Source organism: Ensifer sp. ENS10, assembly GCF_014852025.1.
Classification (GTDB): Bacteria; Pseudomonadota; Alphaproteobacteria; order Rhizobiales; family Rhizobiaceae; genus Ensifer.
The window spans coordinates 164458-187540 of sequence record NZ_JACVAS010000013.1 but is presented as its reverse complement, the minus strand read 5'-3'; the positions used below and the strand labels follow the sequence as shown (position 1 = coordinate 187540).

The window sequence follows — 23083 nt, the reverse complement described above, 5'->3', positions numbered from 1 at the left end:
AGTACGTGTGGCGCCCCGAGGCTACACCTTCGAAGGAGGTTGCCATGGAGCTACGCCAACTTTCCTACTTCATTGCGGTGGCCGAAGAGCTGCACTTCAATCGGGCGGCTGCGCGGATGTGCATCGCCCAGCCGGCGTTGAGCTCGCACATCCAGGCGCTGGAGAGGGAACTCGGTGTCCGGCTGCTGGAGCGGTCGACGCGGCGGGTTGAGCTGACGCGGGCAGGGGAGGTGTTCTACGATCGGGCCGTCCGGATCATCGGTGATGTCGGGCTGTCGATGGAGGTGGCGCGATCGGTGGCTGGCAAGGCGGCGCGCACGATCAAGATCGGGACTGTCTATCCTGCGACCATAGGCGTGCTGCCGGCGTTTCTTTCGCGTATCTTCCGGAAGTTCCCTGATGTTGCCCTGCATGTAACGAGTGGCTCGACCAGCGACATCATCCGCGGACTAGAAAACGGCCAGATCAATCTCGGCTTCATCCGTCCGGTCGAAAACATCGGGTCCTTGCGCTTCTTCTCGATTGCACATGAGCGCTATCTGCTGGCGGTCGAAAAGACGAGCCCGCTTGCTCTTCGAAGCGAGATCGACATCGAGGACCTTCGCTCCGAGAAGATCATCGCCTTCTCCCGTCAGAACCTCTCCTACAGCGAACGCTATTTCTCGGAAATGTTCGAGACCCATGGCCTGACCGGCAACATCGCCTATAGCTGCGATGACACCTTCTCCTTGGTGTCTCTGGTCTCGGCAGGGCTCGGCATCGGCTTTGCGCCGGAATGGACGAAGGACCTGCCGAACCGCAACTTCGAACTTCGGCCGGTGCGCGGCGTCGATCTCAAGATCGGGCTCGGCGTTGCCTGGAACAAGGAAGATCCAACCGCAGCACGCGACGACATCATCGACATTGCCCGGTCGCTGGCGCGGCCGGGCAGGTAAGGTAGGCCACGGTTCCTTTTGCCGCCCTCGCTTGCGCATAACCGCGCGGCATGCGGTCTCTCACCTCGTCGGCTTGCATTCTCGTTTGATTGTGAACTAGCGCGACATGGGCGGGATTTGTGAAGCCTACTTCAGCGCCTGCAGCCGCAATACTTGGGCCTGTGCCAGACCGTTGAACCGCCAAAGCGCTCACCCCGCAAATTGGGGAGCACTTTTGTCCCTTTCGCTATGGGCATGGAACACAGACCTTCATTGGCATTTCCGGGAAGCGCCCGGCAAGGCCAGACATGCGCCTAAGGCTCCGCTCCTTACATAGCCGGATGGCGCCCCCGGAATCGGCGGAAATTCGCACTGTACCGGGAGAAAATATCATGGTCAGCCCCCATTTTGACGTCAACGTTATTAGCCGCGGAAAAGGGCGTAGCGCCGTTCTTTCCGCTGCTTATAAGCATCGGGCTAAGATGTACTTCGAGCGCGAAGCCACTACGGCGAACTATTCTGAGAAGCGTGATCTTTTGTACGAGGAATTTGCCATTCCCGTCGATGCGCCGGAGTGGTTGCGGTTGCTTGCGGCTGATCCCTCGGCCGCACGAGCATCCGAAGCATTCTGGAACCGCGTGGAGAATTTCGAAGAGAGACTGGACGCCCAGCTTGCCAAGGATGTGACACTTGCACTTCCAATCGAACTTACGAGCGATCAGAACATTGCATTGGTGCGCGAGTTCATTGAGCAACATGTCCTAGGGAACGGCATGGTGGCTGATTGGGCCTACCACAACACTCCCGGAAATCCTCATGCACATCTTATGATGACGCTCCGGCCGCTCACCGTCTATGGCTTTGGATCGAAGAAAATAAAGGTGGTTTCAACCGATGGTACGCCGCGGCGCAGCTCCAATGGCAGAATTGTCTACCGAAATTGGGTTGGCGGACTTGCGGAATTCAATGCCTTTCGTGACGGTTGGTTCGCCTGCCAAAACCGTCATTTGGCGCTTGCTGGTCTCGATCTCCGGATTGATGGGAGATCATTCGAGCGGCAGGGCATCGACCTTGAGCCAATCATCCGCTTTAGCGCTGAAACGAAGGCTATTGAGCGGAGAATAGAGCGCGAAAAGACACCGGTTTTCCGAAAACCGAAGTCGATTGAGTTGCAAGCGGAGCTGCGTGCCAGGAATACCCGCCGCATTCAACGCCGGCCGGAAATAGCGATTGACCTCATTGCCAGCCAAAAAAGTGTCTTCGACGAACGCGACATCGCCAAAGTGCTTCATCGATATACCGACGATGAGAGGGTGTTCGCCCAACTCATGGCACGTATCCTCCAATCTCCGGAGATCTTGCGTATCGATCGCGAGCGTATTGACTTAATGACCGGCGCTCGTTTTCCAGCCAAATACACCACGCGGAAACTGATCCGTCTGGAAGCCGAAATGGCCAAACGGGCTGCTTGGTTGGCGCGTCAATCAACCCACGGCATCCGGAAAGAGCTGACGCGTGCTATGTCCGTGTCGCGCCTGTCCACAGAGCAACAGGCGGCCATCGCGAATGTTACGGGTGAGGGCCGACTTACTGCGGTTGTCGGTCGTGCCGGCGCCGGCAAGACCACAATGATGAAAGTTGCACGCGAAATTTGGACGGCAGCCGGGTATCAAGTGGTCGGTGGTGCGTTGGCGGGCAAGGCTGCAGAGGGATTGGAGAAGGAGGCGGGGATTTGCGCCGCAACACTTTCTTCTTGGGAGCGGCGTTGGGCCGAGGGAAACGCTACCCTCAACAACAAGACAGTTTTCATTCTTGATGAGGCAGGCATGGTCTCGTCGCGGCAGATGGCGTCCCTGATCGAGACTGTCGCGAAGGAGGGCGCGAAGCTCGTGTTGGTTGGCGACCCGGATCAGCTCCAGCCAATCGAGGCGGGTGCGCCATTCCGCGCCATTGTGGAGCGCATCGGTTACTCCGAACTAGATACTATATACCGCCAACGCCAAGACTGGATGCGAACGGCGTCACTGGCTCTCGCTCGCGGACAAGTCGGGGATGCGGTCCGGGCCTACGAAGCTCACGACAGAATCGTCAGTACCGGGCTGAAAGCCGAAGCAGTGGAAGCGCTGATCGCCGATTGGGATAGAGACCACAATCCAACAAAGACCTCGTTGATCCTCGCGCACTTGCGTCGCGACGTTCGGACATTGAACGAGAAGGCCCGTGCCAAACTTGTCGAGCGCGGTGTGGTTGGAAAAGGGCTTCCGTTTGCGACGCAAGAGGGCGTTCGCCACTTCGCGCCGGGTGACCAAATTGTCTTCTTGAAAAACGACGGGATACTAAACGTCAAAAACGGAATGATCGGGCGTGTACTCGAAGCTCGCCTTAATCGGATCGTTGTGGAGGTCGGTGAGCCTGGCTATCGCCGCCCTGTGACCATCGAGAGCCGAATATACCCGAACGTAGATCTTGGTTACGCTACCACGATACACAAAAGCCAAGGTGCCACGGTCGATAGTGTGAAGTTACTAGCTTCCCTCTCACTCGATCGACATCTCGCTTATGTCGGTATGACGCGACACCGCGAAGAACTGGCGGTCTACTATGGACGACGCTCGTTTGAAAATGCTGGTGGGCTGGTTTCAGTGCTGTCGCGCACAAATGCAAAGGAATCAACGCTCGACTATACAGATCGTTCCCTCTACCGGCATGCCCTGCGCTTCGCCGAGTTACGAGGTTTGCATTTGATGGCAGTGGCACGAACGCTCGTTCGTGATCGTATCGAATGGACTGTCCGACAGAAGCAGCGGCTCAGCGACCTTGTTCAGAGGTTGACCACCATCGGCCATAGCATTCTGCTCGCCGCATCGGCCGCCCAAATGAAGCAGCCCGGCACAGGCGACGACAAAGCTCCGATGCTGGCCGGAATCAAAACCTTCCCGAAGACAATAGCCGAGACAATCGAGGAGAGGCTTGCGGCCGATGTGAGTTTGAAACGCCAATGGGAGGACGTGAGTTTGCGTTTTCGGCTCGTCTACTCTGATCCACAGACGGCCCTCAATGCGATTGACGTCGACGTCATGCTTAAGAACGGAGACGTGGCCAGGGCAACTCTCGCCAAGATCGCACGTCGCCCAGAGACGTTTGGTGCCATCAAAGGAAGTAGCGGCATGCTCGCGTGGCGGACTGACAAACAGGACCGCGCACGCGCCCTGGCCAACGTGCCTGCCCTTTCAGGGGACCTTGAGAGCTACATCCGACTTCGTCGCCAAGCAGAAGAGAAATACCAAGCGGAAGAGCAGAAACTGCGAACGAAGCTCGCGATCGACATCCCGGCGCTTTCATCACAGGCGAGGAAGGTTCTCACGGAGGCACGAGATGCGATCGGCCGCAATGATGCGCAAATTGCTCTCCACGTTGTGCATGCCGACAGCAAGGTGAGAGCCGAGCTTGAACGGTTCTCGAGGGCCGTGACCGAGAGGTTTGGTGAGCGCACTTTTCTGGTAATTGCGGCGAAAGATGCCAATGGATCGGTTTTCAAAGAGGTCGCAGCCGGGATGACCGCGACCCAAAGGGAAGATCTGCGGGCGGTCTGGAGTCTGTTGCGGACAATACAACAAGTTGCTGCCCATGAACGAGTGTCCGTCGCGTTGAAGCAAGCAGCGTCTCTCCGGCAAACCAGGAGCCAAGGGCTGTCGCCCAGATAACGAAGCGCGCGTGAGGAACGGAGATTGCGTTTCTCATAAGCAGGGGCGGAAAGGGCAACAAGCCATCGCGCAATTATTCTCAATGGCTCGGTCGGTCCGCCGCTGGTCGTGCTGGAGAAACAACAAGCTCCGTGGCACCAAATCGGTTCGCGATCATATGGTTGGTATCGCTCGCCGCTTTAGGCTTTCCATTGAAGTGTTGAGGTGGTGTAACGTGAGGCTTCGGACACGTCCAGGCTGATGGAGAGAGCCGTGATTCGGCTTCATGACGCGGGGCTGTGGCGAGAGCGCGGAGTTTTTCGTGGAGTACCATAATGTTTCTGATTGACCGTGAACTTCAGGCGCTCGTGGCGTTTCGGCGCGAACTGCACCGGCGACCGGAGGTCTCAGGCGAGGAGCGGGAGACGGCGGAAACGATCGTTGCGGCGTTGGCTGATACGAAGCCGGATGCGGTGATGACAGGCCTTGGCGGGCACGGGGTGGCGGCGATCTATGAGGGGCGCGAACCAGGGCCGACGGTGATGGTGCGCGCCGAGCTCGACGGGCTGCCGATCGAGGAGATTTCGCAGATCGCGCATCGCTCTGAAATCAACGGTAAGGGGCATCTCTGCGGTCATGACGGGCACATGACGATCCTGATGGCGCTCGCCAAGGGATTTGGACAGAAGCGGCCGGCGAGGGGCCGGGCGATCTTGATGTTCCAGCCGGCGGAGGAAAACGGTGCCGGGGCTGCGGCGGTGCTCGCCGATCCGAAATTTGCGGCGATCAAGCCGGACCTGGTGTTCTCGCTGCACAATTTTCCGGGATTAAGCTTTGGCCATGCGGCGCTGCGCACCGGTCCGGTCAATTGCGCTTCGCGCGGTATGCGCATTTCGCTGTCCGGCAAGACGGCGCATGCCTCGACGCCGGAGGACGGCATTGCGCCGACTTTCGCTGTTGCCGCGCTGCTTTCCGGCCTGACGGCGCTCGGCAACAACGGGCCGCTCGACGAGGATTATACGCTGGTGACGGTGACGCATGCCCGCCTCGGCGAGGCGGCCTTCGGCATCAGCCCCGGTTATGCCGAGATCTGGGCGACGCTGCGGACGCTGACCGATGAACGCATGGCCGATCTCGTGGCCCCCGCCGAGGCGCTGGTTGCCAAGGAGACGGAGGCTGCGAGGCTGAAGGTTACGATCGGCTATGAGGACGTGTTCCACCAATGCAGCAATGCGGAAGCGGCAGTCATCGCGCTGGAACACGCCATGGACGAGGAGGGCGTCAGCCACGACCACGGCGAGGGCGTGTTGCCGATGAAGGGCTCGGAGGATTTCGGGCTCTTCGGGCGGGTGGCGCCCGCGGCGATGTTCTTCCTTGGCGCCGGCGAGAACCACGCGCGGCTGCACAATCCGGACTATGATTTTCCTGACGGGCTGATCGGCATGGGCGCACGGGTGTTCATGCGGGCGATCCGCAACGAGCTGGGGTGAGGGCAGCGCCGGAAAGTCGCTTGCTCAACGGTTGTTTTGACGGCACTCTCAGAAATTGCGCAGTTCCCGACGGAGAGCCGTTTCGCGCCGCGTCCGTAACTGCCTTCAGGAGGACCAAATGGATGAGCCATTTCAGCTTCCGTGACGCGGTTTGCCTCGCGATTGCCATGGCGGGAATGGCGAGCGCTTACGCGGCGGATATGCCCGTTGCAGATATCGTTCCTGAGCCGCGACAGACTGAGAATGTTAGTCTGCAGGCCTTCATCAAGGCCAATCCGGATTGCCTGGAGTTCACCGATCAGTGCTCGCATTGCGCGGTCGTCAACGGCGTTGCCGAATGCTCGACGGCGGAGATAGCTTGCATCAAGCGAGAGAACCAGTGCACTAAGCGGACAGCTAAATAGAACATTGCGGTCAGAAATTTCCCGCAGCCGTTCAGCAACATGCAGGGACCGGTTTCCTAAGTTGCCTTCCGAAGCTCCGGTTCGCGTTCCAAACCCCCTTGCCTTAACGGCCTTGACGTGGCTAGTCTACCAGCGTCTGTGAAGTCGAACGCTCAGACGGAAGGCTCCTTATGCTCTTGAGGCAAAAGGGGCCTTTTTCTGTTTGTATCCTTTAAGGGCCTCCTTCGCCCGCATCGAACCGGCTTACATACGCGCATGCTGAACTCAAGCAATTGACATCCCCTCCCACGCTCCCATAGCATTCATGCCTGCCGAGGGGCGCACCTGACGGTGCTGAGATGGCGGTGAGCCAGACCCTTGAACCTGATCCGGATCATACCGGCGTAGGAACGGCAAGGGCCTTTCTGGCACTCCCGCGTCTTCGCCGTTCATCCGGATCTCCGTGATTTTGGTTTCGGGAGATCGTTGGTGCCAATACGCTGTTCAGAATGTAGCGACGTAGAACTACAGGGAGCGGGGCGACCGACCCATCGGCTCAATCTATCTTCCAGGTTGCCCGGAAGACCCGCCTCAGTTTGCGCGTGTTTGAGCCGGTGGCTTGAGTGCGCGCTCGCCATCATTGGACCCGCTTCTACATTTCAGCGGAGCCAGGCATGACCGCTATCGCCGTTACCATCGCAGGCTCAGATTCCGGTGGCGGTGCCGGTATCCAGGCGGATCTGAAGACGTTTTCGGCGATCGGCGTCTATGGTGCCAGCGTGATCACGGCCATCACCGCGCAAAACACCCGCGGGGTAGCGGCCGTCGAGGATATCTCTCCGGCTGTTGTCACAGCTCAGATCGATGCCGTGTTTTCGGATCTCGCGGTTGGCGCTGCGAAGGTCGGAATGGTGTCCCGCCAGGAGACCATTGCTGCGATCGCGTCCGGTTTGAAGCGATACGGGCATTTAGCAGTCATCGATCCGGTGATGGTCGCCACTTCAGGGGACATTTTGTTACGTCCGGATGCGATCGCGACGCTCAAGGAGGAATTGCTGCCGCTTGGGCTTATCGTGACGCCCAACCTGCCCGAAGCGGCTCTGTTGACGGGCCGCGCGATTGCCGAGAACGAGACGGAAATGGCCCGGCAGGCGGAGATGCTCCTGAAGCTTGGTGTGCGCGCCGTGCTGATGAAAGGCGGGCATGCCAAGGGCGATGAAGCGGCTGATATCCTCTTTAACGGGGACACTTCCTTGCGCCTGTCGCGCCCGCGGGTTGAGACGACAAACGATCATGGCACCGGCTGCACGTTGTCTGCCGCAATCGCCGCCGGTCTTGCCCGTCGGCAGACGCTTCAAGACGCGGTTATCGCTGCCAAGGCCTATCTGCATGAGGCGCTTGTTGCCGCAGCAGCGCTCAAAATCGGGCAGGGGCGGGGACCGGTTCATCACTTCCATCGATGGTGGGCACCGAACGGCGATTAATTCCATTCCGGCGCTTGGCGCCGGTTCCACCGTTCAAGTTGACCTTTAAAAAACCAGGACATTCCATTGCCCGATAAGCAATGGAATGTCCGTCGAGTCGGGAAGTCGGCCGCTTGTAAATGCGAGGTGAGTGCCGGGGACGGAGCGCTTTTCGGTTCAGGCCACAGCGGCGCTGGGGTGCACCGGCTGCTCCTCCTTGAGCAGTTTCCGGTAGAGCGCGACATGTTCGCGGCCGCAGTCGACATGGCTTATCGGGCGCCTGAGCGTTGCCCTGAGGTTGTCCCATGACCTTGGCGTGCTCAGCACGTCTATAAGGCGATCGGCAAGGTCTTGTGCGCTGCCGGTCCGGAAATGATAGCCGTCCAGCCGGTCGCGGACTTTTTCGGCCATGCCGCCGATGTCGGAGCAAATAATCGGCCGGCCATGGTGCAGCGCTTCCTGGATCACGATCGGCGAGTTTTCCCACCAGACAGATGGCATCACAACCCAGTCAACCGATCGCATCAGCCGCGGCATGTCCTGGTTTTGGTAGGAGCCGTAAAAGCGGACGCGGCGGCCGGCGTCTTCGATCAATTTCGCCACGCGTTCCTGATACTCGGTCGGCTGACGCTCGAGGTTGCCGCCGAAGATCATCAGCGTGGAATCGTCACCCCAGATGTCCTCCGGCACGCGCGATACCGCGTCGATCAGCACGTGAACGCCCTTGAAGGGGGTCATCTGCCCGAAATAGGCAAAACGATTGCGACGTGCCGCCGGCGCAGGCAATTCACGCGCGGGCGTCATTTCACCCAGGACGATGCCGTTTTCGATCACGAAAATCTTCTCGGCAGCGATGCCCCACTCGACATAGCGATTGGCGAGAAAAGCACTTGGGGCGATGAAGGCGTCGGCAAGGTTCAGCATGCCCCGCACGAACTGCTCGCGGCGCACGAAACGCGACACCGGGATTTCGGGGAAACACGTGTGGCAACTGATTGGCGAAGCGCCATTGCAAAGCTGACCCGAGGGCCGCTTCACCATTTGTCCGTGGTTGTGGCAAATCGGCAGGTATTCGTGGAAGGTCACGACGATGCGCGCTTTCGGCAGAGCGTCGCGCACCGCATAGAGCGCTTCCAGCCCGAAGCCGATGATATGGTGGAAGTGGACGATGTCCGGCTTGATGTCTCCCACAAAGCGCAAGAGGTCGCGACGGATCGCGTCGGTATCGCCGTTGGACAGGAAGAGATGATCAAAGTCCTCGGCATGGTAGAGCACCTCGTCCATCGCCAGGCGAAGGCTCATCAGCGCCGACGCGCCGTGGCGCGGCACGGGATTGCCGACGCGGGCGAGGTAGATCGATTCAATCCCCGGCAGGCCGTTCAATGCCTTGTGCAAGCCATGGGAGGCGATCTCAGCACCACCCAATGAATGGGTCGGGTGGCCGTGCGAGACGACCAGCACGCGGAGTTTCTCACTCATGCCGAAACCTCATTGTGGGTCGTGTTTTCTGTCTCGACAGTCTGCATCCAGCGGCCACGAAACAGCGTCTGATCGACACGCTCCACGTACCTGGCCGTGGCTGCCGAAACGGCGCCGGACGCCTCATCCGACCCGAGCATCTGCAAGGCGGGCAGCCAATAGGATTCGTAGCCCCTGCGGCTCAGCCTCAAGGCAAGGTCCAGCCCATTGAGAGACGCACCGAGATAGGCCGGCGAAGGGCCGGTATCGTCGAGAAGCGCCTTGCGGGGCATGATGCAGCACTCGAGCGACGCGGTCGCCACCCGCGTCAGCTTCAGGCGGTTCACAGCGCCGACGGGATAGCCGGCATAGCGGCTCGACTGCAGATGATCCGCGCGATCGAGCGACGAACTGCCGGCCCAGCGGATCGAATGATCCTCATAGGCAAGGGTCGGCGAGATGATGCTTCCGCTTTTTGTCTCATAGTTCGCAACGAGCGTCTGGTACCAACCGGGATTGGCCGGCGTCAGGGACGCAGACAGCAGGATGACGGTTTCATTGTCGATGGCCCGCGCCGCAGTCCGCGCCAGGTCGCTGGCATCGCCCGAACCTTCGACGGACAAAAGGCGCATCGGCAAGCGATAGAATTCCGCAAGCTGCCGGATGCCGGCGGCGCGCCGGCGAAACTGTTCCGATTGCAGGACGAGCACGATCGGCGCCTGCCGCGTATGCGGATCGAGCGCCAGAAGACCCAACAGGGCGGCGAAATCCTCCTCGGCCGCTCCCACGGCGACAAGGATTGCCGCCCCCACAGCCTCACCGAAGCGGCCAATGTCGATGACGGTCTCGATGGTCGGAGCATCAGTGCGAGCCGCAGTGATGAACGGAACGATCTGGCGATCGACGATATCGGGCAAGGCCCAACTGGTCGGATCGATAGCGTTCAGCAGCCGCAGCGCCGAATGCCTTGCCGACAGCCGTGTCGGGTGAAGCGGCATATAGGCGCGGCGAGAATCGCGAAGGGTGATTTCGAGGTGAAGGGGTGCTGCCGGATCGCCGACGAGGCCATCCGCGAAAGCGATGAAACCGTGCGAACGGCGATGTCCGGATATCGCGCCCTTGAATTCCGGCCGGTCCACGAAGGCTTCTTCCACGTCGAGCCGCTCGGTGCGGGTCCAGGCGCCATCAAGTCGCGCCCCGGCGCGCCCCCGACGCAGCCGAACGCTCTGCACATGATCGTCCGGATCGAGCATCCAGCCTGAGATCAGGAAGGCGCCTTCATCGCCCTGATAGAGTGCGTCGACGCCGAGCCGGACCGGAACGGGGAGGCTTGAGATCGTTTCTGTACCGTCAAAGCCGTTGGCCGCTTCGCGCAGGCGCAACAGCACCTGCGGCGAACTCTGGCTTTGGAGCAGGATCGCGCGAAGATGACCCGGCGTTTCAAGGGGGCCAGCAACGAACTTTCGCTCGTGGACCGGCGCATAGCGCCAGGCGCCACGCCCACGATAGAAAATGCCCTGGATGTCACGCGCCCGCGGCAGATCATCCGCAGACAGGAGGCCCAGAAAACCGACCGCATCTTCCGGTGCGTCGTTGCGCGGGAAAACCGCGATGCTGCACTCGGCGACCGATGCGTTTTCGGCCCTGATGATGGCGCGGCTAACGCCCGCGGCGATGTCATTCGCCCAGCCCTTGAGCGCGATCGCGTCATCGTGACTTTCACCGAGCAGCTCGATGTAGCCGTCCTTCGCTGTTCCCGCCTTGAGGAGGGCTGTGATTGCCGTCAGCTTCCGTGGATCGAGCGGCGGCTTCATCAACACGTCCACCAGGCGGCCAAGCACGTGTACGACCTGCGGGCCGGCGAGCTCTTTCAGCATGGCGGCGACATCACCTGCCGACACGGTACGGGGCGCAACGATGTAGCGTTTGCCGCCACCTTCCTTTCCGAACCGCAGCGTTGCCGGCATGCCACGGGTGCGGTCGACAGGGATAAGCGCGGCGAAACCATGGGTGGCGGATGCCTGTGGCGCGGAAAGCCGCCAGCCGATGATGGCAGCGATCGCCTGGGTCGCGGGTTCTTCGTCGATCTCGACAGGCAGCTGATCGGCCAACGGGCCGCCGGCGCCGATCACCATCAGCAGCGCCTCGTCGATCGGGCACACCACGATCCGTCCGCTGCGCATGATGCGGGCAAGCGGTGCGGGGCTTGGCGAAAGGGAAAGCTCCTGATTGGGCATGAGACGCCCTCAGGTCCGCAGGAGAAGCGTCAGGATCGCACCTGCGGTAAAGCCCGCAAGCACAAAGAGAAGCAGAAATGCCGGCTTCAAGTCTCCGTTCGAGCGTTGCTTCAAGGCATTGAGGCTCTTCTCCATGCCAGCCACAACCCCATCAAGGCGCATCAGGTGCACGTCGAGATCGGTCAATCGTTGGGTGATTTCTGTGCGCAGGCTCGCGACGTCGTCACTGACTGCGGCAAGTCCTGCAGCTTCGCCTTCCTCGCCGTCATCGACTTTTTGCCGGATGGCCGAGCGCTGAGAGACCTGAAGTTGACGTTGTGCCGCCATCAGCACATCGAGCTTGTCGAGGACCTTTGCCAGCGGCGCGGCGATCATGGCCTCGGCCGCCTGTTCGTCGGGCTTGGGAACGCGAAGCGGCAGTTCGCCGCCTTTTTCCGTCGAGGCCATGACAACCAGTTCGCCGGTGCGGGCACTGGCCATGTCAGGCAGCGCGATCTCGAAGGCGTGGTTGCCGTCGCCGATCCCGTTGCGCTTGAGATCGGATCGGTTGCGGTCGGCCAGTGCCTCGGCGATCACCTTGCCATCGAGCAGCACGCGAATGGCGAGCCGTTTCTCTGGCGTCTCAGGATCGAATGCCCAACCGAAAACGCGGCCCTGGTCGATCGCGTCCACCCGGCCCTTCAAGGGCTTTGCATTGTTTTGTTCCGGTGCGACATCCGGTTTGTCGGCTGCTACAGACATGGTCATTCCTCTAGGCCGCGGCGGTTCGTGCCGGCTCTATCTTATCGATGAGCGTGAGATAGCGGCGGGCAGTGGCGTCGATATCATCGGGTTTGCGGGCGTTCGCCGAAAGGCGCCGCCTGAGATCGGCGTTTTCCGCGATGCGGCGCATGGCGGCGGCAAGCGCCCGCGGGTCGTTGGGCGTAACGGTCAAGCCGCTCACGCCGTCCTGAACCATTTCGGCCATGCCGCCGATATTGCTCGCGATCACGGGCTTGCGCTGGGATTGCGCCTCGCCGATGACGAGCGGCGCATTCTCCCACCAGATCGAAGGCACGATGGTGCAATCGACCCCGGCGATGAGGTCGGCAATGTCGTCGCGCCGGTAGGCTCCGCGCTGCTGGACGGTGGGGGCGGTCTTTTTGAACAGGCGGGCGATCTCGTCCTTGAAGCTATCGCTCTGGAACGGCGCGCCGCCGTGTACCCTGAGCTCGAAGCGCAGGCCCTCGTCGATCAGTTGCCGCGCGGCCTCAAGCAGCACGGTGGTGCCCTTCCAGGGATTGAGGTTGCCGAAATAACCAAAGATCGGCCGGTCGTTTTCCTGCCGATCCTTCCGCGTCGGAAGGTCCCGCCGTGGCAAGCCATTCGCGATGACATCGATCTGCTCCCCGTCGAGCCCCCAGTCGATGTATCGCTGCCTCAGGAACTGGCTCGGCGATACGAAACGGTCCACCGTGCGCAACAGGGCTTTAAGATGCTGCTCGCGAAGCACGAAGCGGTCGAGCGGGATATCCTTGAAGCAGGCGTGGCAGCGGTCGGGCGTCGACTTGTGGCAAAGCTCCTTGCCGCTGGTTCGCACCATCAGTCCGTCATGGTGGCAAAGCGGATAGTAGTCATGCAGCGTCATGACGATGCGACACTCGGGCAAAGTCCGGCGCACGATGTGCGGAAACTCGGCGCCGAGCAGCAGCAGGTGGTGAATGTGGACCACGTCCGGCTGGAAATCGCGCAAGAGCTCGGTCAGATCAGGAACGACGCCATAGAGGTCGATCTGGCTCATGAAGAAGCGGTCGAAATGACCGGACCACAACAGCACCTCGTCGCCCTCAGAGCCAATCGCCTGGAAGCTCGTGCCTGGGCGCACCTGCCGATGGGTCTGGTTGGTAGCGCCGAGGAAGAGTACCTCATGGCCGGCGCGCTGATAGGCGCGGAAGAGGTCGTGCGCGAAAATCTCCGTACCGCCCGGATGGAGCGCCGGATGATTGTGCGCGGCGACCAGAATGCGCTTCTTCATCCGTTTGCACCCCGGCGTTCGGCAACGAAGACATCCTGGTAGTGGCCGGCATCCTGCCCGCGCCAATGGCCGAGTGATTTCAGGATGGTTGAAAAGCCCGCCCGTTCGAGCGCCCGATCGAGAAAGCCGTCATCGAAACCGACGGCGGCAAGCGGCGGCAGGCCCGGCACGAACCAGCAGGGACCATCGCCGCTGCGATTGAAGCCAAGGCGCGGATCCCGCCTGCCGTTTTCATTCTTCGCCGCCACGCGATCGACCAAGAACGCCGTCACGAAAAGCCGGCCACCGGGCTTCAGCATCCGGCTGATCTCGCTGAAATAGACAAGCACTTCATCTGGCGGGAGATGCGTGACGATCGACGTCATGATCGCGAAATCGAACGTTCGATCCGGATAGGGGAGCTTCAGCGCCTTACCGTTGATCTTGCCCATGGGATTGTAGAGCTCATGGGCAATGTCCACATGCTCGAAAGTGAAGTTTGGGTAGGCGGGCGTCACGGACTTGCGGCACCAGGCGACACCGCCTTCGACCGGATCGACGCCGACGTAGCGGGCGCGATCGGCGTCGAGATACTGTGTGAGCGGAACTGCCATCCGGCCGATGCCGCTACCGATGTCGAGCACGTTGCTTTCCGGCTGCAATCCGCCCATGCGGATGAAATGGCCGAGAAACTCGGCGCCAACCGCCCGGTAGTTGCCGTCTCCGACGAACACGCTGTTGCTGTCGGGCTGTGGCAGGAAACGATTGTTGAGAACCGTTTGAAGCATCCCGTCGATGCGGTCCTCGTTCGGCTGCCAGGCCGTTTGTAGGCTGTCTGCGTGGCGAAGTGCGGGTTGGTTCATGCGGCGCTCCTGGCGGCAGTCCTGTGACCGCTCGGCGCTGCCGCCTCTTCGGCGCCGAGGTAGGCTGGCATCAGCGTGCTGATGTCGTCGTTCCAGCGTTCGGTGTGCAGCCATGCATTGTACTGGCTCGCAACACCGCGCGTGTAATCCTGGCTGCGGCTGATCGACCGCCGCTCCAGATGGTAAAGGCAGGCAGCTGGCTCATAGACGATGTCGAAGCCGGCCTGCCGGATCTTGAGGCAGAGATCGCTGTCTTCGTAGTCGCCGATCACGAAATCCTCGGCATAGCCGCCGACGAGTTCCCATACTTCCCGGCGCATCACTTGGCAGGCACCGGTGACGCCAGGCACGACGCGCGCCTTTTGCGCGGGCGCGTAGGCGCCGGGCATGCCCTTGTAGAAATGATGGTTCAGCCAGATGTCCTGCTTGTTGCGGGCGAAGTAGAGACCCGCATGTTGCAGCGAACCGTCCTCGAAGAGAAGCTTCGGGCCGATCGCGCCGAGCGACTTCTCTCTGAGCACCGGGAGTGCAAGCGTCTCCAGCCACCCCGGCCCGCAGGGCACGACATCCGAGTTGAGCATGACGACGACGGAACCGCGGGCATAGCGCGCGCCTGCATTGCATGCACGCGCATAGCCACCGTTGCGGTTCATCACCACGAGCTTCATCGAAAGCCCGTGCAGCAGATGAAGGCCGCCGAGCAGGTGCTCAGTCTCGTCGTGGATCTCGGGGGAATCCAGCACATAGATGATCTCGGCATTGGCGGCGACAAAGGGGTCGGTGGCGAGGCCTGAGAGCTGGAAGCGCAGGAAGTCGAGAACGCGGTAGAGTGGCACGACGATCGAGACCAGAGGCGCCTCCAGCATAGGACCGAAGTCCTTCGTCTGATCGACCCTGATCGTCTTTCCCAGTCTTTGCTCCACGTCCTTAAGCGCGGGCGCGAGGATCGTGCGGAACGCCGCATCGATGGCGTGCTGTGGCGGAACGGCCCGCAAAATGCGGTTGCGTTGTGTCGCGGGATCGAAGGGCTGCGGCTTCGGCACGAGCGGTTTGACGGCGCCGGAGGCAAGCCGCATCTGGAAACGGGGCTGAAGAAGGGCGCCGAGCGGTTCGCGCATCGGCAACCAGCTGACGAAGCCTGTCACATCAGTCTTCGAGCCTTCTTCCGCGCCACGGGCCCAGCCCGGGAATTCGTACCAGTTGCCGTCAAGCGGCAGGGCAGTGCCGTCTTCCTGAAGATAGTCGATGCCCGCAAGCACGCCGGACGGGTCACGGGTCCAGCCGCCGACCAGCAGCCCATCGGGTAGCGCGAGCGCCAGATCGATCTCTGCACCGGGGTGGAGTGGGGATTTTCCGGCTTGGCGTGCCGGCAAGGGCGAACGAAGCTGCAGGTCGGTTGCGAGCGCCGTTCCGCTTTCAGGGATCGCAGAGAGGCAACGAACGACGAATTCCCTGAGGCCAAGGGCGGCGCCGTGTTCGGGCCACCATTCCTGGATGTTCGGGTAGCGCGAGCTGCGATGGGCGACCTCGCGGATGGCAACGCCGCGCTTGCCCATGATCATGAGAGAGAGCGCCTGCGGCGCGCGTGGCGTTTCGATCACGAAGTGGCAACGTCGCCAGCCGCGCTCCGCCCGACCGGTGATGGCAAACTGCTGCGGCAATGGCAGGACTGCGTCGGCGCTCAGCGCGTAGATCGCACTGATTTCGCCGAACTCGGCGCTGACGGTCGTTTCCGCTAGATATCGGCCATGGGCAAGCCGGCACGAGATCGTCGCGGGGCGCTGGCCAAGGTTCAAGGCATGGATCGTGTCGTCGACCAGACCGGTAAAAAACTCGTCGCGGGAAAGCCGGAACGCGCTGCGCCAAACGGTGAGCAGGGTGTTGAGGAACTTGAAGCGCCCCTCGGGCGCGAGGCTGGCGAACTGCGCCGCCATATCGAGGAACGGAAGCCGGCCAGCCGGTTCGAGGACGACGGTCTGAAGGACATCGTGATCGACGGCGATTTCCGCAAGCTCGCGCTCGTTTCCGGGCCGCATTGCCCAGAAGACGCGTTGCCCGCCGTCGGCGCGCGGGAGGGTCATGCTGACAAGAGGAACGAGGGATCGCGATGCAGAAAGCGCGTATTTGGTTTTCGCCGGCAGGTCCGCGGGTGCGTCCCAGATCAGCACAGCAACATCAAGGCTGAGCCTGAATGCCACAGCACTTGCGAACTCCTGGCTGAGGCTTCTGATACGGTCGTCTGCCGTCACGCGCTACTCCTGAAGGACGAAAAGGGAGGGCGCCCCACCGGGAGGAAGTGGGGCGCGCCGGTCAATCTCAATGGATCGTGAAATAGTGGTTCGGATTTGCCTGGATATCGTCGGCATCGGCATTGACAAGCGTCAGCGTGTCGCCATGGCCGAAGTCGATCACGACGTTGCCGCCAACCTGGGTGACGCGCGATGCCAGATCTTCCGGAGAAGAGATGTCGAGGCCGTTGATGTCCTTCGAAACCTGCAGCAGGTCTTCGCCGGGCGTGAAGTCGAGGATGACGTCGTTACCGCCACCGCCGTCAAAGACGAACACATCGCTGCCTTCGCCGCCGCTCAAGACGTCGTCGCCTTGGCCGCCGTTGATAACGTCATTGTCGGCGCCGCCGAACAATACGTCGTTACCCCTGCCGCCGAACAGCAAGTCACTGCCGCCGCCGCCAAGGAGAATGTCGTCCCCATTGTCGCCGTTGAGCACGTCATCACCCTGGCCGCCGAACAGGACGTCGTTCCCGTTGTCGCCATGGATGAGGTCGTCGCCCCAGCCGCCAAACAGGGCATCGTTTCCGTTGCCGCCGAACAGCAGATCATCACCTTCGTCACCGAAGATGGTGTCGTCGCCATTGCCTCCGTTCACGAAGTCATCGCCGCTGCGTGCATGGATGAAGTCGTCGAAGCGTGAGCCAAAAAGGGCGTCATCATACGCGCCGCCTTCCAACGTGGCCATATGCTACTCCTCTGAGTTGTTGCTTACGCCCATCTCTGGCCTCAAACCTTGGATGAGCGCCGGGACATTGCACTGCAAAAAAACATATGGCAACAGCAAAAACGAAATAAATACAGATGTATTGTGCTGTTACCTGCTACCTCAGATGTATATTGTGTGTCGTTTTGATGATTATCCCTGGGATATAAGGGGTAAGTATCTTCATTATTACTTGGAATTCAATTCGAATTTAGAAATAAATTGCCGGCGAAATTGAATTTCGCCGGCTCCGTATGGTGGTTAAGTTCTAGTTCAGTCTTCGCGGAAGGCACGGTTCAGGCTGTCCGCAATCGGCGAGACCATGTAGTCAATCGCCGAGCGTGGCTTGTGGACGATCAGGACCTCGGCAGGCATGCCGGGATAGAGCCGAATGTCGGGGTTGGCACTGAGCGACGAAGCCGCGATGCGGGCACGCGCCACGTAGTAGGAGACATTCGATTTTTCATCGACCGACTGGTCGGCCGCAACATAGCTGATCTCGCCGTCAAGAGGCAGGTGCGTGCGTTGGTTGTAGGCCGTCAGCCTGATCTGCGTCTTCGAACCGATACCGATGCTGTCGATGTCACGGGTGCCGACATGCATTTCTACGAGCAGTGGCTCGTCCTCGGGCACGATATCGAGAAGCGGTTGCCCCGCCGAGACGGCGCTGCCTGCTGTGCGTAACTGAATGTTGGTGACGATCCCGGCCTGTGGTGAGCGGATGTCGAGGCGGGTCAGGATGTCTTTGGCGGACACCAATCGTTCTTCGACATCGGAAAGCTCAAGGCGGGCCGTGGTGATTTCGCCGGCGATCTCCGATTGGAACTCATTCTCGATACCGGTCAACCCGAGTTCTGCTCCGGCTTCCGCCTTTTCGGCCTGGGCCTTATTACCGGCGAGCTCGCCACGGCTTGCCGCCAGTTCGCTCAGCTTGGCATCGATCTCGATAAGCTTCGAGCGCTGGGCGAACTCCTTCGCGACGAGAGTGGCGATCGCAGTCCGCTGCTCGGTAATCAGTTCGATTTGTCGATCGGTCGCGCGGATCTGCTCGGCGAGTGATTTGGCTTTCTCCGAAAATTCTTCGATGGTCTTGCCCTGAACATCAAGGCGACCGGCTTTTGCTTCGCGCCGGCGCTCGAAAAAGTTCGTTTCGGCTTTCACCGCATCATCGGCTGCCGGATCCGGCGCGCCCTTCAGATCATCGGGGAACGTGATTTCTTGTGAATCCGACTGTTCCGCCCTCAGGCGGGCAAGCTTCGCAATCAGACCGAGGCGACGGCTTTGCAGCGCCTGCAGGTCGGAGCGGGCGCGGGTATCCTCGAGCTTGACGAGTGGTTGCCCGGCCGCAACACGATCCCCCTCCTGGACGAGCAGGCGCTTGAGAATGCCGCCCTCGAAGTGGCTGACGGTCTTGCGTTTCGAATCGACCACGATCGTGCCGCTTGCGACCGAGGCGCTGCTGAGCTCCGTCGAGAAGGCCCAGCCGAAAAAGCCGCCAAAGGCGACGAGGATGGTCGTGAGACCGGCAAGGACCACGCCGCGCAGGGGAGCGGAGGCGCTGCCTTCCGCATCGACATCCAGCCCATGCAGGGGATGAGGCCGGTCGATGATGGCAGGTAGGTTCTCCCCGCCCCGCGTTGTCACCGCGTTCTTTGCATCGCGCGCGATCGGTAGATTGGGTTTCTTTGTCATGCGGAAACGCCTTCCCGTCTCGGTTCGCCCGGGGTCATGGATGCGACCACGTCGGTGCGCGGTCCGAACTGGGTGATTCGGCCGTTTTCGAGGACGAGAAGCTTGTCTGCCGCCTGCATGATGGTTGGCCGGTGGGCGATCATGATGACGATCGCGCCGTCGTTGCGGGCACGCTCGATCGCACGGATCAATGCTCGTTCGCCGATCGCGTCGAGGTTGGCGTTCGGCTCGTCGAGAACGATCAGGCGGGGGCGGTCATAGAGGCAGCGGGCAAGTGCGATGCGCTGCCGCTGGCCACCGGAAAGCGTCAAATGGCCATCCCCGACGGGCGTGTCGTAGCCAAGTGGCAGCCGGCCGATCATGTCGTGCACGTCGGCAAGGCGGGCGGCGTCGAGCACCTTTTGAGGCTCGCCTTCCTCCATGCGCGAAATGTTATCGCGGATGGTGCCCTCGAGCAGCGAGACCGATTGCGGCAGGTAGCCGGTCATCTGCCCGAACGAAGCGCGCTCCCAGAGATAGACGTTGTTGCCATCGAGGAAGACGCCGCCCGTGGTCGGTTTCAAAATGCCGACAAGGAGGCGGGCAAGCGTCGACTTTCCCGCAGCCGACGGCCCGACAATGCCGAGCACCTCGCCCGGCGAAAGCGAAAATCCGATGCCCTTGATGATAGGCACATCGAGACCGGGGGCGGCATAGACCAGCTTGTCGACGACGAGATCGCCTTGTGTGCGCGGCTGCGGCATCGTCTGGCGTACGGCGAGATCTTCCTTGAGTGCCGCCTCGATCCGTCGCCAACTCGCGATGGCCAGTACCCATTGGCGCCAGTTTTCGATCATCGAATCAAATGGGGCGAGAAGGCGTCCGACCAGAATGGTCGTCGCCATCATCGCGCCGGGCGAGATTTCCTGCTTCATCACGAGGATAGAACCCGTCGCCAGCGCTGCCGCCTGGATCATGAAGCGCAGCGAGCGTGTGATCGAGGCCATCGCCTTGCTTCGGCTGCCGCTGACTTCGAGCGCATCCAGCGCATGCAGTTGCGCCGCGCGCCAGCGGCGGGCGAGAGCCGGGAGCATGCCCATTGCCTCAATCGCTTCGGCGTGGCGCAAGCTCGCACCAATTTTCGAGACGGCCTCGATATTGGCTTGATTGGCCTCTTTCATCAGCCGGCGAGTCAGCAAATCAGTCAGCAATCCACAACACACGAGCAGGGCAATGGAAATGGCGCCAAGAAGGCCGAACATCGGGTGCAGCGCAAAGAGCACGCCGAGGAAGATCGGCGACCAGGCGGCATCGAGCGGTGCACTGACGGCGGAGGTCGTGAGAAAGCTGCGCAACTCAGCCAGGTCCCGTAGCGACTGGGTCGCGCGGGTCAGCCCTTGATCGGCCGCTGCCTGCACTGCCGCGGTCAACACTGGCAGGTTCAGCCAACGCACGACCGCGCTTCCCATCGCCTGGAACGTCAGCGCCCGGATGTATTCGAGCACGCCATAGATAATGAGCGCGCCGATCACCAGAATCGTCAGCATGGTAAGCGTGTCCATGCTCTGGCTATTCAGGACGCGGTCGTGGACCTGCATCATGTAAAGCGGCGTGGAGAGCTGCAAGATGCCGATGCAAGCGCTCAGCAGCGCTGCATAAATAAGTGCCAAAACGAACACGCGGCGTGCCTTCAGAATAAGCAGCCGTGGATCGTTTGCTCCATTTTGCGCCGTCTTTGGCCCAATTTGGTTCTTGCTAATCATATTGCCTCGTTTGCTGTCACGCGTGGCGAATTTCTGGATAAGTTCGTTGGGGTCTTGAGGAAGCTATTTTGTTTGTTATCACTTAAATCACAGTGTTGCCGTGATAAGTGTGACACAATAATGGTGGGATGCTCAAGATAATCATATTCGGGGGGAGTAAAGGGGGCGAAAAATTGCTTCAAAATTTGAAGTAATTTTTGAATATCGTAGTAATGCTTAGTTGGAGAGAGGGATGAATCAAAAGATTCTCTATCCGTTCGCAGATTTCGGCGGCGCTGTTGCCATCCGCCCCGGGGATGACGCAGTTGGTAGTGCCGCTGAACACGAAGATATTGGCCAGGAGAGCGAAGCCTCCGTGGTCTCGTATTTCGAACTGGCGCGGATGATGGAGCGAGCAAGCAGACGGTTTACCGGCCTGTTGCGCGCCGAATTGACAAAGCTTGGCGTCGACGACATTGGCCCGGCGCAAGCCATGGTCTTGCTCGCGATCGGCGATGCCGAGGTGTCCGTGGCTGAGCTTTTGGATCGCGGCCACTATGTCGGTTCAAACGTGTCCTACTATCTGAAGCAACTGGGCGATGGGGAATATATCGACCGGGCTGCATCGCAGCGCGACCGGCGCTCGGCTCGCATTCGGCTTTCGGAAAAGGGCAGGCAGCTCTGCGATTCGCTCAGGAAAGCTGCCGGTGCCTATGAACGGGTGCTCAGCCACGGCGAGCAGGACCGGCGCAATCTGGAAACCGCATTTCAAACGCTGCACCGGCTTGAGCTGGTTTGGGGGAATGCGACGCGCTACGGCATCTGAGCCGCGGCGCGAACGCTGTCCTTTCATCGGTAAAAGGCTAGAACATGCACGTAGCATTTGTACACCGGCGCGGCTTCTGCCAATTCGCCGCTCTCGCGGCCCATTTGGCGCAGACGGGAAATGAAGTAACCCTCGTGACGGAAACCGTCGATCAGCGGATTCCGTCAACGCGGGTCATCCGCCACAGGGCGGAACCGGGGCCGCAGGCCAATGGGCAAATGGCAAGGCATTTGGGCGTCCCGGACCATCACGTCCGCATAGGTCACCGGGTCGCAGAGACCTTCGAGGCGATGGCAAAGCAAGGCCAGGTGCCCGACGTCATCGTCGGACACACGGGCTGGGGCAGCATGATGTTCGTCAAGGACGTGCTGCCGAACGTTCCAGCGCTCGGCTATTGCGAATTCTTCTATCGCGCTGAAGGGGCGGACATCGGTTTTGCCCCTGACGACCAACCCGATTCGGACACGCGAAAGCGGCTGCGTCTGCGAAACATGGCGCAGCTGCTGTCGCTGGAGGCAATGGATGGCGGCATCAGTCCGACCCATTGGCAAAGGAGCCTCTATCCGACTGAGCACCGCGGACGCATCGCCGTTTGCCATGAGGGTGTCGATACGCGCGTCTTCCGTCCGGATGCATCGGCCTCCCTCAAGCTTCCGGATGGGCGGGTGCTGAAGGCCGGCGATCCGTCGATCGTCACTTTCGTGGCCCGCGACCTCGAACCCTATCGCGGCTTTCCACAGGCGCTTGCGGCGGCGGCGAAAGTCGCGCGGGAACATCCCAATGCGCTCTTCGTGTTCGTCGGAGGCGATGGCGTCAGCTACGGCGCTCCGCCGCCGGGCGGAGGCTCCTGGAGGGATCACCTGCTGCAGTCCCTGGATGTGCCGGCGGACCGGTTCCTGTTTCCGGGCGTCGTGCCTCATGCCGTGTTGCGACAGCTCTTCCAGATCTCGGCGGCGCATATCTATCTGACCTATCCCTTCGTGCTTTCCTGGTCGGTGCTGGAGGCCATGGCCTGCGGCGCACTTGTCATCGGGTCGGATACCGCCCCCATGCAGGAAGTCGTGAGTTCCGGTCGCAACGGCGTGCTTGTGCCATTCTTTGACACGGACGCGCTCGCGGGCGCGCTCTCCGAAGCGTTGCGTCACCCGGAAAAGTATACCGAGATGCGTGCGGCCGCGCGCCGGACGATCGAACAGCGGTTCCGGTTGGGTGATTGCATCGCGCGGCAGATGATGTTGCTGGACAAGGCAACAAACAGTGCCTCTACCTCTAATATCTCACTGGTTTCATCTGCATAATACTTCAAAATCCGAAGTATTATTTCACGAAAAACACAAATATCACTTATTGTGCAGTGCAAATAACC

Annotated in this window: 16 protein-coding genes and 1 riboswitch; of the genes, 7 read left to right on the top strand and 9 right to left on the bottom strand. The window is 60.8% G+C overall.

Annotated features, from left to right (window positions below):
- Positions 1 to 44: 44 nt before the first annotated feature.
- From IB265_RS31935 to thiD, 5 genes are all read left to right on the top strand, one after another.
- Positions 45 to 935, top strand: a complete 891-nt coding sequence (locus tag IB265_RS31935) for a LysR family transcriptional regulator (protein ID WP_192495753.1) — start codon at positions 45 to 47, stop codon at positions 933 to 935.
- Positions 936 to 1306: 371 nt separating this feature from the next.
- Entirely contained in the window at positions 1307 to 4618 is a 3312-nt protein-coding gene (traA, locus tag IB265_RS31930; protein ID WP_192495752.1) for a Ti-type conjugative transfer relaxase TraA, read from the top strand.
- 314 nt (positions 4619 to 4932) lie between these two features.
- Positions 4933 to 6087, top strand: coding sequence for an amidohydrolase (locus IB265_RS31925; protein ID WP_192495751.1), 1155 nt, complete (start codon positions 4933 to 4935; stop codon positions 6085 to 6087).
- A gap of 122 nt (positions 6088 to 6209) precedes the next feature.
- Entirely contained in the window at positions 6210 to 6491 is a 282-nt protein-coding gene (locus tag IB265_RS31920; protein ID WP_192495773.1) for a hypothetical protein, read from the top strand.
- Between the two features lie 304 nt (positions 6492 to 6795).
- A riboswitch (TPP riboswitch) is annotated at positions 6796 to 6898 on the top strand.
- 246 nt (positions 6899 to 7144) lie between these two features.
- Positions 7145 to 7954 carry a bifunctional hydroxymethylpyrimidine kinase/phosphomethylpyrimidine kinase gene (gene thiD / locus IB265_RS31915; RefSeq protein WP_192495750.1) on the top strand — a complete coding sequence of 270 codons (810 nt, stop codon included), beginning with the start codon at positions 7145 to 7147 and terminating at the stop codon, positions 7952 to 7954.
- A gap of 156 nt (positions 7955 to 8110) precedes the next feature.
- Here the strand turns inward: thiD and IB265_RS31910 are convergent, their stop codons facing one another.
- The 9 genes from IB265_RS31910 to IB265_RS31870 all read right to left on the bottom strand — a co-directional run bounded on the left by IB265_RS31910 (position 8111) and on the right by IB265_RS31870 (position 20912).
- Positions 8111 to 9412 carry a glycosyltransferase family 4 protein gene (locus IB265_RS31910; RefSeq protein ID WP_192495749.1) on the bottom strand — a complete coding sequence of 434 codons (1302 nt, stop codon included), beginning with the start codon at positions 9410 to 9412 and terminating at the stop codon, positions 8111 to 8113.
- Positions 9409 to 11628: a hypothetical protein gene (locus tag IB265_RS31905; RefSeq protein WP_192495748.1), complete on the bottom strand. Its 2220-nt coding sequence runs from the start codon at positions 11626 to 11628 to the stop codon at positions 9409 to 9411. The genes IB265_RS31910 and IB265_RS31905 overlap by 4 nt, the downstream gene beginning before the upstream one ends.
- Positions 11629 to 11637: 9 nt before the next feature.
- The gene (locus tag IB265_RS31900) at positions 11638 to 12369 is read right to left on the bottom strand and encodes a hypothetical protein (protein ID WP_057249436.1); all 732 of its coding nucleotides are present in this window, start codon (positions 12367 to 12369) and stop codon (positions 11638 to 11640) included.
- Positions 12370 to 12379: 10 nt separating this feature from the next.
- The gene (locus tag IB265_RS31895) at positions 12380 to 13642 is read right to left on the bottom strand and encodes a glycosyltransferase family 4 protein (RefSeq protein ID WP_192495747.1); all 1263 of its coding nucleotides are present in this window, start codon (positions 13640 to 13642) and stop codon (positions 12380 to 12382) included.
- Positions 13639 to 14484: a class I SAM-dependent methyltransferase gene (locus tag IB265_RS31890; protein ID WP_112994975.1), complete on the bottom strand. Its 846-nt coding sequence runs from the start codon at positions 14482 to 14484 to the stop codon at positions 13639 to 13641. Before IB265_RS31890 ends, IB265_RS31895 begins: the two co-directional genes overlap by 4 nt.
- On the bottom strand, positions 14481 to 16733 hold the full coding sequence (locus IB265_RS31885; RefSeq protein ID WP_192495746.1) for a glycosyltransferase family 2 protein: 2253 nt from the start codon (positions 16731 to 16733) through the stop codon (positions 14481 to 14483). Before IB265_RS31885 ends, IB265_RS31890 begins: the two co-directional genes overlap by 4 nt.
- 67 nt (positions 16734 to 16800) lie before the next feature.
- Positions 16801 to 17460 (bottom strand): calcium-binding protein, encoded by a 660-nt coding sequence (locus IB265_RS31880; RefSeq protein ID WP_112994973.1) that lies wholly within the window; start codon positions 17458 to 17460, stop codon positions 16801 to 16803.
- A gap of 291 nt (positions 17461 to 17751) precedes the next feature.
- Positions 17752 to 19170, bottom strand: a complete 1419-nt coding sequence (locus tag IB265_RS31875) for an HlyD family type I secretion periplasmic adaptor subunit (RefSeq protein WP_192495745.1) — start codon at positions 19168 to 19170, stop codon at positions 17752 to 17754.
- Positions 19167 to 20912: a type I secretion system permease/ATPase gene (locus IB265_RS31870; protein ID WP_057249448.1), complete on the bottom strand. Its 1746-nt coding sequence runs from the start codon at positions 20910 to 20912 to the stop codon at positions 19167 to 19169. The genes IB265_RS31875 and IB265_RS31870 overlap by 4 nt, the downstream gene beginning before the upstream one ends.
- A 232-nt stretch (positions 20913 to 21144) precedes the next feature.
- Between IB265_RS31870 and IB265_RS31865 the strand changes: the two genes are divergently transcribed.
- Both IB265_RS31865 and IB265_RS31860 read left to right on the top strand, forming a co-directional pair.
- Complete coding sequence (locus IB265_RS31865; protein ID WP_057249450.1) at positions 21145 to 21717, top strand: MarR family transcriptional regulator; 573 nt, start codon at positions 21145 to 21147, stop codon at positions 21715 to 21717.
- Between the two features lie 44 nt (positions 21718 to 21761).
- Positions 21762 to 23015: a glycosyltransferase family 4 protein gene (locus IB265_RS31860; protein WP_192495744.1), complete on the top strand. Its 1254-nt coding sequence runs from the start codon at positions 21762 to 21764 to the stop codon at positions 23013 to 23015.
- Positions 23016 to 23083: the final 68 nt, after the last annotated feature.

What these genes read in the sequence shown, in the direction of transcription:
- IB265_RS31935 (WP_192495753.1), top strand. Translation starts at nt 45, where the DNA reads ATGGAGCTACGCCAACTTTCCTACTTCATTGCGGTGGCCGAAGAGCTG.
- traA (WP_192495752.1), top strand. Translation starts at nt 1,307, where the DNA reads ATGGTCAGCCCCCATTTTGACGTCAACGTTATTAGCCGCGGAAAAGGG.
- IB265_RS31925 (WP_192495751.1), top strand. Translation starts at nt 4,933, where the DNA reads ATGTTTCTGATTGACCGTGAACTTCAGGCGCTCGTGGCGTTTCGGCGC.
- IB265_RS31920 (WP_192495773.1), top strand. Translation starts at nt 6,210, where the DNA reads ATGAGCCATTTCAGCTTCCGTGACGCGGTTTGCCTCGCGATTGCCATG.
- thiD (WP_192495750.1), top strand. Translation starts at nt 7,145, where the DNA reads ATGACCGCTATCGCCGTTACCATCGCAGGCTCAGATTCCGGTGGCGGT.
- IB265_RS31910 (WP_192495749.1), bottom strand. Translation starts at nt 9,412, where the DNA reads ATGAGTGAGAAACTCCGCGTGCTGGTCGTCTCGCACGGCCACCCGACC.
- IB265_RS31905 (WP_192495748.1), bottom strand. Translation starts at nt 11,628, where the DNA reads ATGCCCAATCAGGAGCTTTCCCTTTCGCCAAGCCCCGCACCGCTTGCC.
- IB265_RS31900 (WP_057249436.1), bottom strand. Translation starts at nt 12,369, where the DNA reads ATGTCTGTAGCAGCCGACAAACCGGATGTCGCACCGGAACAAAACAAT.
- IB265_RS31895 (WP_192495747.1), bottom strand. Translation starts at nt 13,642, where the DNA reads ATGAAGAAGCGCATTCTGGTCGCCGCGCACAATCATCCGGCGCTCCAT.
- IB265_RS31890 (WP_112994975.1), bottom strand. Translation starts at nt 14,484, where the DNA reads ATGAACCAACCCGCACTTCGCCACGCAGACAGCCTACAAACGGCCTGG.
- IB265_RS31880 (WP_112994973.1), bottom strand. Translation starts at nt 17,460, where the DNA reads ATGGCCACGTTGGAAGGCGGCGCGTATGATGACGCCCTTTTTGGCTCA.
- IB265_RS31875 (WP_192495745.1), bottom strand. Translation starts at nt 19,170, where the DNA reads ATGACAAAGAAACCCAATCTACCGATCGCGCGCGATGCAAAGAACGCG.
- IB265_RS31870 (WP_057249448.1), bottom strand. Translation starts at nt 20,912, where the DNA reads ATGATTAGCAAGAACCAAATTGGGCCAAAGACGGCGCAAAATGGAGCA.
- IB265_RS31865 (WP_057249450.1), top strand. Translation starts at nt 21,145, where the DNA reads ATGAATCAAAAGATTCTCTATCCGTTCGCAGATTTCGGCGGCGCTGTT.
- IB265_RS31860 (WP_192495744.1), top strand. Translation starts at nt 21,762, where the DNA reads ATGCACGTAGCATTTGTACACCGGCGCGGCTTCTGCCAATTCGCCGCT.